The sequence below is a fragment of the Pseudomonas sp. D1-36 genome, from assembly GCF_051132205.1.
Classification (GTDB): domain Bacteria; phylum Pseudomonadota; class Gammaproteobacteria; order Pseudomonadales; family Pseudomonadaceae; genus Aquipseudomonas.
The window spans coordinates 2,666,007-2,680,613 of record NZ_CP071674.1 but is presented as its reverse complement, the minus strand read 5'-3'; the positions used below and the strand labels follow the sequence as shown (position 1 = coordinate 2,680,613).

Below are 14,607 nucleotides of genomic sequence, written 5' to 3'. Positions count from 1 at the left end.
CCCGGTTTTGCCGCGGCTGCTCCACCGAGCGGGAGCAAGCTCCCTCGCCACGGGGATTGCTTGCTCCCGTCGGGGTTGTGCGTCAGGCCGCCTCCTCCGGCTCTTTCAGCGACGCCAACACCAACGGATGCAGCACCGCATCCGGATATTTCTCCTGCCAAGCCCCCAGGTCCCGGCGCATGCCTGGTGTCCAGAAGTTCTTGATGTGTTGCCGAACGCCGTTCACCGCCAGGGCGTGGTCAGGCTCGGTGGCGAAATACCGGGCGATCTCGTTGGCCATTTTGATCAGGTTCTGAGCGCTCATCGACGCACCTCGGCCTTTTCCCCTTGACGGCGTTCCTTGAGCAAGCGGCGTTGCTCGTCGCTGAAGGCCTGATACCGCTTCTGCCATTCCGAAGGCTGGCTGACCCGCACGATTTCCACCGCCGTGACTTTGTATTCCGGGCAGTTGGTGGCCCAGTCGGAGTTGTCGGTGGTGATCACGTTGGCGCCGGATTCGGGGAAGTGGAACGTGGTGTAGACCACGCCCGGCGCCACCCGCTCGGTGACCTTGGCCCGCAGCACGGTCTGCCCGGCGCGGCTGCTGATGCCGACCCAATCGTCTTCGGCGATACCGCGGTTCTCGGCGTCGGTCGGGTGGATTTCCAGGCGATCTTCCTCGTGCCAGGCGACGTTGTCGGTGCGCCGGGTCTGGGCGCCGACGTTGTACTGGCTGAGGATGCGCCCGGTGGTCAGCAATAGCGGATAACGGCCGTTGACCTTCTCGTCGGTGGGCACGTAGCCGGTGAGCATGAAACGCCCTTTGCCCCGCACGAATGCCTCCATGTGCATGGTCGGCGTGCCGTCCGGCGCGGCGTCGTTGCACGGCCATTGCAGGCTGCCATGACGCTCCAGTTCGGCGTAGCTGACGCGGCTGAAGGTCGGCGTCAAACGGGCGATTTCATCCATGATTTCCGAGGGATGGCGGTAGTCCATTTTGTAGCCCAGGGCATCGGCCAGGGCGACGGTGGCTTCCCAATCGGCCTTGCCGGCCAACGGCTCCATCACTTTGCGCACGCGGGAGATGCGGCGCTCGGCATTGGTGAAGGTGCCATCCTTTTCCAGAAACGAGCTGCCCGGCAGGAACACGTGGGCGAACTTGGCCGTTTCGTTGAGGAAGATGTCCTGGACGATCACGCATTCAAGGGCGGTCAGGGCAGCGGTGACGTGCTGGGTATTGGGGTCGCTCTGGGCGATGTCCTCGCCTTGGCAGTAAAGCGCCTTGAAGGTGCCGTCCAGCGCCGCCTCGAACATGTTCGGGATGCGCAGGCCCGGATCGGGTTGCAGGGTCACGTTCCAAGCCTGTTCGAACTGGGCGCGCACCGTTTCGTTGGAGATGTGCCGGTAGCCGGGCAGTTCGTGGGGAAAGGAGCCCATGTCGCAAGAGCCCTGGACGTTGTTCTGCCCACGCAACGGGTTCACCCCGACGCCTTCGCGACCGATATTGCCGGTGGCCATGGCCAGGTTGGCAATGCCCATCACCGACGTGCTGCCCTGGCTGTGTTCGGTGACGCCGAGGCCATAGTAGATGGCCGCGTTGCCGCCCGTGGCGTAGACCCTTGCGGCGGCGCGGATCTGCTCGGCAGGCACGCCGCAGACAGGGCCGAGGACTTCGGGGGCATTTTCCGGCAGGCTGACGAAATCGCGCCAGCGAGCGAAATCCGTCGCCTCGCAACGGGCCTCGACAAAGGGTTGGTCAATCAAGCCCTCGGTGGCGATCACATGGGCCAACGCGTTGAGCATCGCCACATTGGTGCCTGGACGCAGTTGCAAATGCAGCTCGGCGCGGGCGTGGGGTGAATCCACCAGGTCGATGCGCCGTGGGTCGATGACAATCAGACGTGCGCCCTGGCGCAAGCGACGCTTGAGCTGGGAGCCGAACACCGGGTGTGCATCGGTAGGGTTGGCGCCCATCACCAGGATGACGTCGGCCTTCATCACCGAGTCGAAATTCTGCGTGCCGGCGGACTCGCCCAAGGTTTGCTTGAGGCCATAGCCGGTCGGCGAATGGCAGACCCGGGCGCAGGTGTCGACGTTGTTGTTGCCGAACGCGGTGCGCACCAGTTTCTGCACCAGGTAGGTTTCTTCGTTAGTGCAACGGCTGGAGGTGATGCCGCCGATGGAATCGCGCCCGTACTTGAGCTGGATGCGCCGCAGTTCGCTGGCGGCGTAGGTGACCGCCTCATCCCAGCTGACTTCCTGCCACGGGTCGCTGATGTGCTTGCGGATCATCGGCTTGGTGATGCGGTCCGGGTGCGTGGCGTAGCCCCAGGCGAAGCGGCCCTTGACGCAGGAGTGGCCGTGGTTGGCCTGGCCGTTCTTGTCCGGGACCATGCGCACCAGTTGTTCGCCTTTCATCTCGGCGCGGAACGAACAACCCACGCCGCAATAGGCGCAGGTGGTGACAACGCTGCGTTCCGGCTGGCCGATCTCCACGACGCTTTTGTCGATCAGTGTGGCCGTCGGGCAGGCTTGTACGCAGGCGCCACAAGACACGCATTCGGAATCGAGGAAGTTCTCGCCGCCAGCCGCTTCTACTCGGGAGTCGAAGCCGCGCCCGCTGATGGTCAGGGCGAAGGTGCCCTGGATTTCCTCGCAGGCGCGCACGCAGCGACTGCAGACGATGCACTTGCTCGGGTCGTAATCGAAATACGGGTTGGACACATCCTTGGCTTCGGCCAGGTGATTGGCCCCTTCGTAGCCGTAGCGCACCTCACGCAAACCCACCTGCCCCGCCACGGTCTGCAGTTCGCAGTTGCCGTTGGCCGGGCATGTCAGGCAGTCCAGCGGGTGATCGGAAATGTACAGTTCCATCACATTGCGGCGCAGCGTGGCGAGCTTGGACGTCTGCGTGCGGACCACCATGCCGTCGGTCACCGGCGTCGTGCACGAGGCCGGATAGCCGCGCATGCCATCGATTTCCACCAGGCACATGCGGCAGGAGCCGAAGGCTTCCATGCTGTCGGTGGCGCACAGTTTGGGGATGGTGGTGCCGACCAGGGCCGCCGCGCGCATCACCGAGGTGCCGGACGGAACCCTGATTTCGCGCCCGTCGATGGTCAGGCTGACCTGCACGTCGCTTTCGCGGGCCGGGGTGCCCAGGTCGATGTCGCTGGCTGGATCGAAAATGGTGATCATTGGTCGGCCTCCGAGGTCGCCAGACCGAAGTCGGCGGGGAAATGCTTGAGGGCGCTGGCGACGGGGTAGGACGTCATCCCACCGAGGGCACAAAGCGAGCCGTATTGCAGCGTGTCGCACAGGTCTTGCAGCAACAGCGCCTGGTCCTGACGGGCATGGGCATCGGTGCTGGCGAGCAGGCGATCCACCACCTCGACGCCACGGGTCGAGCCGATGCGGCACGGCGTGCACTTGCCGCAGGATTCCTCGGCGCAGAATTGCAAGGCAAACCGGGCCATCCTGGCCATGTCCAGGCTGTCATCGGCGACCACCACGCCACCGTGGCCGAGCATTGCGCCCATGGCGGCGAACGCCTCGTAGTCCAATGGCGTGTCGAACTGCGCTGGCGGCACCCAGGCGCCCAACGGCCCGCCGACTTGCGCGGCCTTCAGCGGACGACCGCTAGCGGTGCCGCCGCCATATTCTTCCACCAATTCGCGCAGGCTCAGGCCGAACGCTCTCTCAACCAGGCCGCCACGGCGAACGTTGCCGGCCAATTGAAACGGCATGGTTCCCAGGGAACGACCCATGCCGAAATCGCGATAGAACTGCGCGCCCTTCTCCAGGATCACCGGTACCGAGGCCAGCGTCACCACGTTGTGCACCAGCGTCGGCAAGCCAAACAGGCCCTGCAACGCCGGCAGCGGCGGCTTGGCGCGCACCGTGCCGCGCTTGCCTTCGAGGGATTCGAGCAGCGCCGTTTCCTCACCACAGATATAGGCGCCGGCGCCAACCCGGACTTCAAGCTCGAAGGCGCGACCGCTGCCGCCCACATCGGTCCCCAGGTAACCGGCCTCGCGGGCGATGCGCAGTGCTTCGTTCAAGGTGCTGACGGCGTCGGGGTATTCCGAGCGCACGTAGATGTAACCCATAGTCGCGCCGACGGCGATGCCGGCGATGATCATGCCTTCGATCAGCAGGAACGGGTCGCCTTCCATCAGCATGCGGTCGGCAAAGGTGCCGGAGTCGCCTTCGTCGGCATTGCATACCACGTACTTCTGCGGCCCCGGAGCGTCGCGCACGGTGCGCCACTTGATGCCCGCCGGGAAAGCCGCCCCACCCCGGCCTCGCAGGCCAGAGTCGAGCACTTGCGCCACCACCTCGGCGCCGTCCGTCTGGATCGCCCGGGCCAGGCCAAGGAACCCGCCCTGGGCGCGGTAGTCATCGAGGGACAAAGGTTGAGTGATGCCGGCACGGGCAAATAACAGGCGTTGCTGGCTCTTGAGGTAGGGAATGTGCTCAACCAATCCCAATGCCGATGGATGGCTACCAGGATCACCCGCCAGCGCGTCGAGCAGGCCCGGTACGTCCTGGGCCGTGACTGGGCCAAAACCCAAGCGTCCTTCAGGTGTGTCCAGCTCCACCAACGGTTCCAGCCAATAAAGCCCACGGGAACTGGTGCGCAACACCTGCAAGGGCAATTGACGCCGCTCGGCCTCGCGGACCAGCGCATCGGCCACCTTGTCCGCACCGACGGCGCGGGCCACTGAATCACGGGGAACGCAGAGGGTCAGCATGGGCCATCCTCCAGGCAGCCATTCACCAATTGGCGCAGGCGCTCCGGGGTCAGCCGCGCATGCAGTTCCCCGTCCAGCTCCAGGGCCGGCGAACAGACGCAGGCGCCCAGGCAATAGACGGGTCGCAGGCTGATCGCTCCATCGGCGCTGGTGCCGTGGTCATCCAGCGAAAGCTGTTCGCGCAACTGCGCAGCCAGCCCCTCGGCCCCCATGCTCTGGCACGACTCCGCCCGGCACAGGCGCAGGGTGTGGCGCGCCGGTGGCGTTGTGCGAAAGTCATGGTAGAAGCTGATCACCCCGCGCACTTCAGCCTGGCTGAGGTTGAGGGCATGGGCGATTTCAGGGACGGCGGTGTCGGGAACGTACCCGCACCCTTCCTGGATGGCATGGAGGATGGGCAACAAGGCACCGGGGGTGTCCTTCTTGCGCGCCAGCACGTCGTGAATCAGAGGCAGGTGAAGCGTCTCATCAGGCATAAACGTACCTCGGCATCTCGAACGACAGCGCCGCGTGGCGGTGGCCGTTCGGAGTCTTGGCTGCGGCGTGCGGCCCACGTCACGGTTACGTGGCAAATCCGATCGCCATTCTTGCTCGCCGGCCAAGTGTCTTTGGCGCACTGGGTCCGGGGCATCTTTCACAGCTTGCCACTCCCGGGGGGTGGCGATTGCACATGGACGACTAAACGTGTTCTGAAAGCGACCAGGGGTGAAAAGTTGTCCTGCGTCCACAGGAGGTCAAATGCACAAATGATTGTAGGCGACGCACAGCGATCGGTGGCTATTGGCCGTTTTCCTGACTGTCAGCGACGGCCTGGGAAACCTGACGCGGGTGAACAGCCCTGACAGCGGCGCCACTCACTACCAGCACGATGCCGCAGGCAACGTGACGCAACAGGTGGACGCGCGTGGTGTGGTCACGACTTTTAGCGACGATGCGCTCAATCGCCTGACCGCCCGCCGCTATTCGACGAACCCGGCATTGGACGTTCAGTTCCACTACGATTCGATTGCCGCCGGTAACAAAGGCATCGGCCGACTGACAGCCGTGGAGGATGTCAACGGGGTGCTGAATTACACCTACGACGCCCAAGGCAACGTTACAGCCCAGCGGCAAACAGCGCCCGCAAACACAGCCACTCAGCCAGAAAAAATCGGCTATGGATACGATGTCGCCAATCGATTGAGCAGCATCGACTATCCGGCGGATTTTGGCATCGTCTACTCGCACAACACCGCAGGACAAATCAGCCAAGTGCAGATCCGGCGCGGCACAGGGCAGCCAACCGCATTTGCCAGTCACATCACGTATCAACCTTTCGGTCCGCTTAAAAACCTGACCTGGGCCAACGGGGCTACGCTTCAACGTACCTACGATCTGGACTACCGGCTGACCGCTCAAACCGTTGCCGGCCAGAGCAAGACCTATACTTACGACGGCCAGGGAAACATGACTCAATTGCAACGCGACTCAGTCGACAACCATGGCTACAGCTATGACTCACTGGATCGCCTGATAGGGGAATCTACTGCTTTCAACCGGATGACTTACGTTTATGATCCGGCGGGGAACCGCACCCGAAAAGCGCTCAGCACTTTGATTGACGGCGAGTTACGTATCACCGCTGGCACGTCTTATCGGTATGGGGCGAGCAACAATCGGTTGACGCAGGCAGGCACCCACTCGGTAGACTTCGACGCGGCAGGCAACCTGACCGCAGACCGCGCTAATCGTCAGTTTTCCTACGACGAGCAGAATCGCCTGAGCAAAGTGAAAATCAAGGGGGTTATCAAGGCTCGGTTCCGCTACAACGCTCTCGGCCAACGCAGCCAGAAAATCACCTCTCAAGGCACGACAACGTTTATCTACGGATTAAATGGCGAACTCCTTGGCGAGCATTTACAGGCTGGGCAAATGAAATATCCAATTTTGGACAAAATCCCAGCGAAAGAGCCATGGATGATTTTAACAACCAAGCAGGTATATGCGCAGCCAAGGGCAACAACCCCCCAGAAAACTGCCCCCAAAGCTGCATGACATTTCTTAATAATGGAATTTTAAGGACAGAGGCAAGCTCTGAAGGTGCATACTATTAACATCATTCTTAAAATATCGAAAAGAACAGCAGTATTGGTTGCTCTAGCGGTTGTATTTTTTGCTGCCTTTCAACTCAGATACAAAGAACCCGTAAACATTGAACTTGCCTGCGAGGGCACTCCACCTCTGCTAACAAACAACATAAATAGCTGCGGCTTTGTTGATCAGACATTGAGTTTTCTTGAGGCGGAAGGCTACAAGCCAGTAATCCTAGAAAGCTCAGAAAAGAACAGCGGCCTTCTACGAAAAAAATTTTCTTTAAAAATATTTGAAGTATCCAACTATAAAATAGACAACGATACTGGATCTGCGCAATTCAGCTTTATAAATGGACGATTATTTGCCATTTCCTACTTCCCAAAAGCTTCAGATACGGTATTTGAAAGGTATCCAGCAAGTAAATCCGAGGCGCTGACTATAAAACACCTGACCAACCACCAAGGGTTGAAATACATATCATGGTCAAACAATCACCTCGAAGCCTATATCACTTGGTGGATATCGAGATTCTCATAAGAACTAGTATATGAGTCACTAACGTTACGGCTTTCTCCAAGCCGTAACGTTTCTTTAGAGGTATTGGAGCGCCCGGTTTCAGTGCAACAGCAGTTCTTATCAGCCCACAGATCTCCACGAAAAAAGGACTCCCGTCTCGCCACAAGAGCAACACATCCTGACCAAAACACTCGCGCCGAAATGACCTATCGATCTAGCCCGCTTGAGACGATGCATAGGTTCCGGCTGACTGGCGTAGCGTTTTACTCTCAGACGTTGCGCAATGCATTGGCAACCAGGGTGAAGGCAGGCGAAGGCTGCCGTCGGCTGGGATAGTACAGATAGTAGCCTGGAAATGGTGGGCACCAATCCTCCAGTACGCGCACCAGCCGGCCCGCCTCCAGGTGCGGTTCGAATTCCTCTTCCGGCAGGTACGCAATGCCCAGTCCGGCCAACGCGGCGTCAACGATGTGGGTCGAGGTATTGAAGATGAGCTGGCCGTCTACTCGGACGTTGACCTGCTTGCCGCGCCGCTCGAAATCCCAGACATAAAGCCCGCCAGAAGTCGGCATGCGCTGGTTGATACAGCGATGGCCGAGCAGGTCGCGGGGGCTCTTGGGAATGGCGCGGGTGTCGAAGTAACCAGGTGAAGCCACGGCAGCCATTCGCAATTCAGGACCTATCGGCACTGCCACCATGTCCTTGTCGATGGTGTCGCCCAAGCGTACCCCGGCATCGAAACGGTCCGCGACGATGTCACGGAAGCCGTAACTGACGTCAAATTCAACGTTGATGTCCGGATAGTCATGCAGCAACCCAGTCAGTTTCGGCAGCAAAGTGGTGCGCAAGACGTGGTCGCCGCAGGTGATGCGAACAATGCCTGCGGGCTTGTCGCGCATTTCCGTGAGCATAGCCAGCTCAGCTTCGATCTCATCGAAACGATTGCCGATGGCCTGCAGCAGGCGCTCCCCCGCGATGGTCGGCGACACGCTGCGGGTGGTGCGCGTGAGCAGGCGGATCTGCAGGCGTGCCTCCAGACCACTGATCGCCTGGCTCAGCGCCGATTGGGTGACGCCCAATGCGCCGGCAGCCCGGGTGAAACTGCCCTCCCTCGCCACGGTGACGAAAGACAGCAGATCGTTGAGATTTCTTTTGACCATGGCGAAAGCACTTCAAGCAGTTTGATTAGCTTTGCTTATAGCCTTGTTAAGCATTCATTAGCTAGTCGCTTTACTGTGCGCAGGTCACCATGGCCCCTATGAAAAAGAACCCCTGCACAACGGCGATAAGGTCGGGCCGGCTTGTGTTGCCGCTGGTCATGCTCGTACTTGGCAACCACGCAACGCTCAACGGTGCTGCGTTGGCATCTTCCCTCACGGAGAAAACGGCAATGTGGATGACCGTGGGTGAACAGCGTTTCGCCATTACCGTGGCTGACAACGCCGCTGCCCAGAGGTTTGTCGCGCTATCGCCACTGGCACTGGAGATGAGCGATCTCAATCGCAACGAGAAATACGCCACCCTCCCCCAAACGCTGCCCGCCACGGCGAGCAGGCCGGGAACCATCCGCAACGGCGACCTGATGCTGTACGGCAAGGACACCCTGGTCGTGTTCTACAAGGATTTCGACTCGACCTACGCCTACACGCGCCTCGGTCAAGTGACCGACACCTCGGGACTCGCTCAGGCATTGGGCCCAGGCACCGTGCGAGTGACGTTCTCCCACGATTGATAACCCGCATCGACAGGTCCACCCATGAAAAAGATCCTCGTTCTATTAACGCTTTTCGTCACGTCTCTTTCAGCGATAGGAGCCGATATATCCAACGGCGCAGACAATTTCTACACCAGCGACGAAGTGACCGTGAAAAAGGTCAGTTTCAAGAACCAATATCAGATGAATGTGGCAGGCAACCTGTTCATCCCGAAAAAACTCAACGGCAACACAAGCAATCCGGCGATTGTCGTGGGCCATCCAATGGGCGCGGTGAAGGAACAGAGCGCGAATCTATATGCGACGAAGATGGCTGAAAAAGGCTTCGTGACCCTCTCTCTCGACCTGTCGTTCTGGGGCGAAAGCGAGGGACGGCCACGCAACGCGGTCTCGCCGGATATCTACGCCGAGGACTTCAGCGCGGCGGTGGACTATCTCAGTGCCCAACCTTTCGTCGACAAGGAACGGATTGGCGCCCTCGGTATCTGCGGCAGCGGCAGCTTCGTGATCAGTGCCGCCAAGATCGACCCGCGCATGAAGGCCATCGCCACCGTGAGCATGTATGACATGGGCGGCGTCAATCGCAACGGGTTGAAGCATTCCCAGACGCTCGATCAACGCCGAGCCATCATCGCTCAGGCAACGCAGCAGCGTAACGTCGAGTTCGCCGGCGGTGAAACGCTGTACACCAGCGGTACGGTGCACAAGCTGGATGAAAACACCCACCCTATCCAACGCGAATTCTTCGACTTCTACCGCACCCCACGCGGCGAGTTCACGCCATCCGGCTCGTCCAGGGACTTGACTACGCACCCCACGCTCACCAGCAACATCAAGTTCATGAACTTCTACCCGCTCAATGACATCGAGACCATTTCACCTCACCCGATGCTCTTCATTGCCGGCGCCGATGCCCACTCCAGGGAGTTCAGCGAAGAGGCCTATAAACTTGCCGGCCAGCCCAAGGAACTGGTGATCATCCCTGGGGCCGGGCATGTGGATCTTTATGATCGGGTCGATCTGATTCCGTTTGACAAGTTGATGAGTTTCTTTCAGAACAGCCTGAAGTGATATATCGGCAACCAGGTTCGAAAAACCCATGGACGAACGCCTAGCAATTATCAAGAAGCTGATCCGAGCCGTTGTGACCACGAGCCATTCTGATGAAATCACCTATCAATCAGAGTGGCTCGGCTACATGCCCTTTCCCGTCGATCACTGGGTTGAACATCAAGGCAAGACGTTCTCCGGCGACTTCCCGTTTGACTGGACGCTAGAGGACTTGGCCGGTCTTGAGCCCATAGGCTTCCTGGAAAAGCTGGAAGCCTATGAAAATCCGGAAGACCGATTCGATCGACATATCCGGTACCGCGTGCATATCGGACCCGCGTAACACGCGGTGATAATGGCGGGCGGGGTAATTTCAGCCGTCCGCGTTCGTAGTCCCCGCCAGTTCTTTTAGCAAAAGCGGCTAGGCGGGCTCGCGGCGTATAGTCGACTCTAGGCCCGACCCGTTTCCAAGAGCCCTGATCCGTGCCCGACTTGCCAAAGACCTCCACCTATAAAAGACGCTTCGACGCCGTCCTCGCCTACATCGACGCCAATCTGGAAGGGGATCTCTCGGTGAAAACGTTGAGTGATGTGGCGAACTTCTCGGTGTTTCACTTCCATCGACAATTCACGGCGTTCATGGGCGTGCCCGTTTCACGTTATGTGCAGCTGATGCGGCTACGACGCGCGGCACATCAATTGGTTGCCTTTGCTGGGTACTCGGTACTGGATGCCGCATTGGATGCGGGCTTTAAAAGCCCCGAGGCGTTCTGTCGAGCGTTTGGCCGAGCGTTCGGCATGGCGCCAAGCGCGTTCCGGAAGAAACCCAACTGGCAGGTCTGGAGTACGGTGTTTGCCATCCCCCATTTCTCACGGAGTATCTTTATGCAAGTTCGAATCATCGAGTTCCCTGAAGTCAGGATTGCGGCGCTTGAACATCGCGGCCCGGCCGGGCTCGTCAGCGAAAGCGTGGACCGGTTCATCGAATGGCGTATGCGTAGCGGGCAGTCGCCCGTGGCATCAAGCCGTACGTTTGGCATTCCCTACGGCAACCCCGACACCACACCGCCACACGACTTCCGCTTCGCGATCTGCGGCGAGATTGATGAGGAAGTGGCGCCGAACGCGTTCGGTGTTCAGCCGATGGTCATCCCCGGCGGTCGCTACGCAGTGGTCCGCCACGCCGGATCGCCTGATCATATCGGCGAAACGATCTATCCGATCTACCGTGAATGGCTACCCGCAAGCGGCGAGGAACTTCGTGACCAGCCGCTGTTTTTCCACTACCTGAGCGCCTATCCCGAGACACCACGAGATCAATGGCAAACCGATGTGTACGTTCCGCTGCGGTGAGGATCAAGCCCCCGAGCGAATCCGCTCCACCAACCGCGCCTGCAACGCCTCAAGCTCCTGCGGATCGGCTTTCCCTTGCCCATGTAGGCCAGGCGCCTGTCCTTCCCAGCGCGGAACGATGTGCACATGGATGTGAAAGACCGTCTGCCCCGCCGGCGCGCCGTTGAATTGGGCGATTTGCACGCCGTCGGGTTGCAACTCGTCGACGATGATGCGGGTCAGGCGTTGTACCGCTGCCATCATCTTGCCAAGGATTGCCGGGTCGACGTCGAGGATGTTGCGCGCCTGGGCCCCCTTTGGAATGACTAGCACATGGCCCCGGGACTGGGGAAAGATGTCGAGGAAGGCCAGCACATCGTCATCTTCGTAGATCTTGTAGGCAGGTGCTTCACCCCGAAGGATCATCGCGAAAATGTTCTGGGAATCGTATTGGCCGTGCAGACTCATGGTCGCTCCTTGGACATGCTTTGGTTTTCCAGCGTCAACGCTATCTTCAATTGCAACTCGTTTTCCGAAAACGGCTTGTGCAACACCGGGCACTGGGCAAACTCGGCGGGCAGGCCGCTGGCGCCGTATCCGGTGCTGAATAAAAAAGGAATTTTACGATCACGAAGGATTTCAGCCACCGGAAAAACCCGTTCTCCGGCCAGGTTGACGTCCAGGATCGCCAGATCGACCTCAACCGTGCCCGCCGCCTCCCGGGCCATGGCAAGCCGCGGGATGGAGGCCACCACCTCGCACCCCTGCTCTTCGAGCATTTCCTCGATCAGCATGGCGACTGTGCCTTCATCCTCGACGAGCAACACCTTGATCCCGGCAAATATCGTCATGCGTGGTGCTCGGGAACCATGAAGGAGAACCGGCAGAGCACGCCTTCAGGCGCGAAGGTCAGCACAAATATTCCACCCAGGTCGCGTTCGATGCAGCGCTTCATCAATCGCGAACCCAAACCCTCGCGTTCCGGTTGCGACACTGGCGGTCCGTCTTGCTCGCGCCAGTCCACGGTCAGCAACACGCCGTTTGATTGCGGCTGGACATTCCAGCTCACTGAAAGGCGGCCCGTCTCGACGGACATCGAACCGTATTTGAGGGCGTTGATCGCCAATTCGTTGAGCGTCATCGTGAGGCCGAGCGCGACCCGGGTATCGACGTCAATGGGATCACCCTCGATCGTGATACGGTCAGAATCAGTGCCGAAAATGGGCATGAGCACCTCCTGGGCCAGGGACCCCAGGGCCGTATGGCCCCAATGCCGCCTCGTCAGCAGGTCATGGGCGCGGGACAACGCGAGCAGCCGCGCTTCGAACCGGTTGTAACCGTCCTTGGCGCTTTCTGCGTTGCGTGCCGTCTGGGCCGCCAGGGATTGCACCGTGGCCAAGGTGTTCTTGACCCGATGGTTGAGCTCGTCGATCAGGGTTTTTTGCCGGTCTTCCGCTTGTTTTCGCTCGGAGATATCCACCAGCATGTTGATGGCGCCCACCAGGTTGCCCTCGGCATCGTGCAGCGGCGTAGGGTACGGGGCGAACGGCACCCGTGTGCCGTCGGGCCGCTCCGCGACGGCTTCGACCCCGCGTATCGGCCGGTTTTCCTTCAGGGCGACTGCCATCGGGCACTGGTCGTGGGGCAGGAAGGTCCCGTCGGTGGTGAACAATTTCCAGGTCACGCACCAAAGGTCGCCCAACTGTGGTGTTTGTCCCGACAACTCCACTGCTGCCCGATTGAAAAAGGTGATACGGCCTTGAGCATCGGTGGTGTAGACAGCCGCCGGCAGGGCCTCGAGCAGATTGCGCATATGCCGCTCGCTGTCGCGGATCTGATTTTCCATGCGACGCGCCAGCGTGACGTCCTGCAGTATCCGGACCCCATACCGAAACGCGCCGTTGGCGTCGCGCACGGACGAGCTGTGGATGTCCAGGTAGACGGTCTCGCCATCGGGCTTGAAGGCGCGCTTGCGCAGCACGTAATTGTCCAGTTCACCCGCCACCTGGCGTGCATAAAGGGCTGCATCCTCGTCGGTACTGTCCCTGTGCGTGTAGTCCAGGAATGTCATTTCCAATAGCTCTTCGCGCGTGCGGCCCAGCATGTTGCAGAGGGCGTCATTGACGCGCAGCAGCCGGCCATCCGCGCCGGACTCGGCAATGCCGATCGTCGCCGCTTGGTAAGTCGCCAGGAGTCTGTCGTCGCTCTCCTGGCGCGCCGTCTCGGCCACGTGGACACTGGTCATGTCCACCGTAAAGCACCGCGTATTGAACAGTTTTCCCTCTTCGAACCGGCCGTTGGACGTGATGGTGACATGCTTGATCGAGCCGTCCTTGGCCTTCAGGCGCGCCGGGTAATCCTGCAGGCATTGACCGCTGCCGAGCTTGTTCAGGATGTCGCTGATGACCGGCTCGTCGGCATGGAAATCGGTGATGCTACGGCCGATGTATTCCTCCGGCGAATAACCCAGCAAGGCCAGTTCGGCCTTGTTGGCGCGCAGGATGATGCCTTCACCACTGACGATGTGGAGGCCCACGGCGCTGTTCTCGAAGAAATCTTCAAGGTCCTCATTCTTGCGTCGCAACTCTTCGGCCAAGGCATGCTGCGCCGAAATGTCCTGGAAGCAGTTGATCGCCCCTTGGATGATGCCTTGGGAGTCTTTCAACGGCCTGATATTCACCAGGGCAATGAATCGCGACCCATCCGGACGCTCGATGAACACTTCCTGGTTGCGCGTTGCCTCACCCGTGACGAGGGCTGTGGCCATCGGGCAGTCTTCGAAGGCAAGCGGAGTGCCGTCGGGCAGGAACAAACGGTAGGAACCGCAGAAACGATCACCGCCCTCCCCCAGAATCGGCGTCCGCCCCCACATGGCGGCCGCCTCGCTGTTGTGCCGCACCAGCCAGCCGTTGTGATCGCACAGGTACACCGCGCCAGGAATCGCATCAAGTGCGCTGGCGCCCGTTGCCACAAGGCTTTCATACTCGCTCGGCGTGCGCGTCCCCGTGGGAAACGCTTCTATATTCGACATGGTTGATCCTCAATCCGCCTGGCTGAATGCCTGCTACACAACGACTCAGGCTTCAACCTGAGTCGTGATCCCGGCCCGGATAACTCCTTATAAATATGCCGGCGCGGATTTTTTCATGCAGCTGCAATAGATACTAGATGTTTATTCAGCCTACGAGT

General features: G+C 60.0%; 14 protein-coding genes. 6 read left to right on the top strand and 8 right to left on the bottom strand.

Features of this window, described 5'->3' with window-relative positions:
- Nucleotides 1-82 precede the first annotated feature (82 nt).
- From J3P76_RS11970 to J3P76_RS11955, 4 genes are read right to left on the bottom strand one after another with little or no spacing between them, the layout of a single operon-like run.
- The gene (locus J3P76_RS11970; RefSeq protein ID WP_434605909.1) at nucleotides 83-304 is read right to left on the bottom strand and encodes a formate dehydrogenase subunit delta; all 222 of its coding nucleotides are present in this window, start codon (nucleotides 302-304) and stop codon (nucleotides 83-85) included.
- Nucleotides 301-3,177 (bottom strand): formate dehydrogenase subunit alpha, encoded by a 2,877-nt coding sequence (gene fdhF, locus J3P76_RS11965; RefSeq protein WP_434605911.1) that lies wholly within the window; start codon nucleotides 3,175-3,177, stop codon nucleotides 301-303. Before fdhF ends, J3P76_RS11970 begins: the two co-directional genes overlap by 4 nt.
- Nucleotides 3,174-4,733, bottom strand: coding sequence for a formate dehydrogenase beta subunit (locus J3P76_RS11960; RefSeq protein WP_434605912.1), 1,560 nt, complete (start codon nucleotides 4,731-4,733; stop codon nucleotides 3,174-3,176). The genes fdhF and J3P76_RS11960 overlap by 4 nt, the downstream gene beginning before the upstream one ends.
- Nucleotides 4,727-5,209, bottom strand: coding sequence for a formate dehydrogenase subunit gamma (locus J3P76_RS11955; protein WP_420763805.1), 483 nt, complete (start codon nucleotides 5,207-5,209; stop codon nucleotides 4,727-4,729). The genes J3P76_RS11960 and J3P76_RS11955 overlap by 7 nt, the downstream gene beginning before the upstream one ends.
- Before the next feature lie 304 nt (nucleotides 5,210-5,513).
- On the opposite strand from J3P76_RS11955, the gene J3P76_RS11950 reads away from it, so the two are divergent.
- Nucleotides 5,514-6,767: a hypothetical protein gene (locus J3P76_RS11950; RefSeq protein WP_434605915.1), complete on the top strand. Its 1,254-nt coding sequence runs from the start codon at nucleotides 5,514-5,516 to the stop codon at nucleotides 6,765-6,767.
- A 45-nt stretch (nucleotides 6,768-6,812) separates the two neighbouring features.
- On the top strand, nucleotides 6,813-7,343 hold the full coding sequence (locus J3P76_RS11945) for a hypothetical protein (protein WP_434701985.1): 531 nt from the start codon (nucleotides 6,813-6,815) through the stop codon (nucleotides 7,341-7,343).
- A 248-nt stretch (nucleotides 7,344-7,591) separates the two neighbouring features.
- Here J3P76_RS11945 and J3P76_RS11940 read toward each other — a convergent pair whose 3' ends face one another.
- Nucleotides 7,592-8,482: a LysR family transcriptional regulator gene (locus tag J3P76_RS11940; RefSeq protein WP_434605918.1), complete on the bottom strand. Its 891-nt coding sequence runs from the start codon at nucleotides 8,480-8,482 to the stop codon at nucleotides 7,592-7,594.
- A gap of 230 nt (nucleotides 8,483-8,712) precedes the next feature.
- Here J3P76_RS11940 and J3P76_RS11935 point away from each other — a divergent pair, with 230 nt between their 5' ends.
- The 4 genes from J3P76_RS11935 to J3P76_RS11920 all read left to right on the top strand — a co-directional run bounded on the left by J3P76_RS11935 (nucleotide 8,713) and on the right by J3P76_RS11920 (nucleotide 11,439).
- The gene (locus J3P76_RS11935) at nucleotides 8,713-9,054 is read left to right on the top strand and encodes a cyclophilin-like fold protein (protein ID WP_434605920.1); all 342 of its coding nucleotides are present in this window, start codon (nucleotides 8,713-8,715) and stop codon (nucleotides 9,052-9,054) included.
- 24 nt (nucleotides 9,055-9,078) lie between these two features.
- A complete protein-coding gene (locus J3P76_RS11930; protein WP_434605922.1) occupies nucleotides 9,079-10,107 on the top strand; it encodes an alpha/beta hydrolase in 1,029 nt (342 codons plus the stop codon).
- Between the two features lie 28 nt (nucleotides 10,108-10,135).
- Complete coding sequence (locus J3P76_RS11925) at nucleotides 10,136-10,429, top strand: hypothetical protein (protein ID WP_434605924.1); 294 nt, start codon at nucleotides 10,136-10,138, stop codon at nucleotides 10,427-10,429.
- A 140-nt stretch (nucleotides 10,430-10,569) separates the two neighbouring features.
- Complete coding sequence (locus J3P76_RS11920; protein ID WP_434627415.1) at nucleotides 10,570-11,439, top strand: AraC family transcriptional regulator; 870 nt, start codon at nucleotides 10,570-10,572, stop codon at nucleotides 11,437-11,439.
- A 3-nt stretch (nucleotides 11,440-11,442) separates the two neighbouring features.
- Here J3P76_RS11920 and J3P76_RS11915 read toward each other — a convergent pair whose 3' ends face one another.
- The 3 genes from J3P76_RS11915 to J3P76_RS11905 are packed head-to-tail and all read right to left on the bottom strand — an operon-like array spanning nucleotide 11,443 to nucleotide 14,449.
- Nucleotides 11,443-11,886, bottom strand: a complete 444-nt coding sequence (locus tag J3P76_RS11915; RefSeq protein ID WP_434605928.1) for an HIT family protein — start codon at nucleotides 11,884-11,886, stop codon at nucleotides 11,443-11,445.
- On the bottom strand, nucleotides 11,883-12,212 hold the full coding sequence (locus tag J3P76_RS11910) for a response regulator (protein WP_434605930.1): 330 nt from the start codon (nucleotides 12,210-12,212) through the stop codon (nucleotides 11,883-11,885). Before J3P76_RS11910 ends, J3P76_RS11915 begins: the two co-directional genes overlap by 4 nt.
- Before the next feature lie 53 nt (nucleotides 12,213-12,265).
- Complete coding sequence (locus J3P76_RS11905; RefSeq protein ID WP_434605932.1) at nucleotides 12,266-14,449, bottom strand: PAS domain-containing sensor histidine kinase; 2,184 nt, start codon at nucleotides 14,447-14,449, stop codon at nucleotides 12,266-12,268.
- Nucleotides 14,450-14,607 lie beyond the last annotated feature (158 nt).

Coding starts and splice junctions, on each gene's coding strand:
- J3P76_RS11970 (WP_434605909.1), bottom strand. CDS start 304: ATGAGCGCTCAGAACCTGATCAAAATGGCCAACGAGATCGCCCGGTAT.
- fdhF (WP_434605911.1), bottom strand. CDS start 3,177: ATGATCACCATTTTCGATCCAGCCAGCGACATCGACCTGGGCACCCCG.
- J3P76_RS11960 (WP_434605912.1), bottom strand. CDS start 4,733: ATGCTGACCCTCTGCGTTCCCCGTGATTCAGTGGCCCGCGCCGTCGGT.
- J3P76_RS11955 (WP_420763805.1), bottom strand. CDS start 5,209: ATGCCTGATGAGACGCTTCACCTGCCTCTGATTCACGACGTGCTGGCG.
- J3P76_RS11940 (WP_434605918.1), bottom strand. CDS start 8,482: ATGGTCAAAAGAAATCTCAACGATCTGCTGTCTTTCGTCACCGTGGCG.
- J3P76_RS11935 (WP_434605920.1), top strand. CDS start 8,713: ATGTGGATGACCGTGGGTGAACAGCGTTTCGCCATTACCGTGGCTGAC.
- J3P76_RS11930 (WP_434605922.1), top strand. CDS start 9,079: ATGAAAAAGATCCTCGTTCTATTAACGCTTTTCGTCACGTCTCTTTCA.
- J3P76_RS11925 (WP_434605924.1), top strand. CDS start 10,136: ATGGACGAACGCCTAGCAATTATCAAGAAGCTGATCCGAGCCGTTGTG.
- J3P76_RS11915 (WP_434605928.1), bottom strand. CDS start 11,886: ATGAGTCTGCACGGCCAATACGATTCCCAGAACATTTTCGCGATGATC.
- J3P76_RS11910 (WP_434605930.1), bottom strand. CDS start 12,212: ATGCTGATCGAGGAAATGCTCGAAGAGCAGGGGTGCGAGGTGGTGGCC.
- J3P76_RS11905 (WP_434605932.1), bottom strand. CDS start 14,449: ATGTCGAATATAGAAGCGTTTCCCACGGGGACGCGCACGCCGAGCGAG.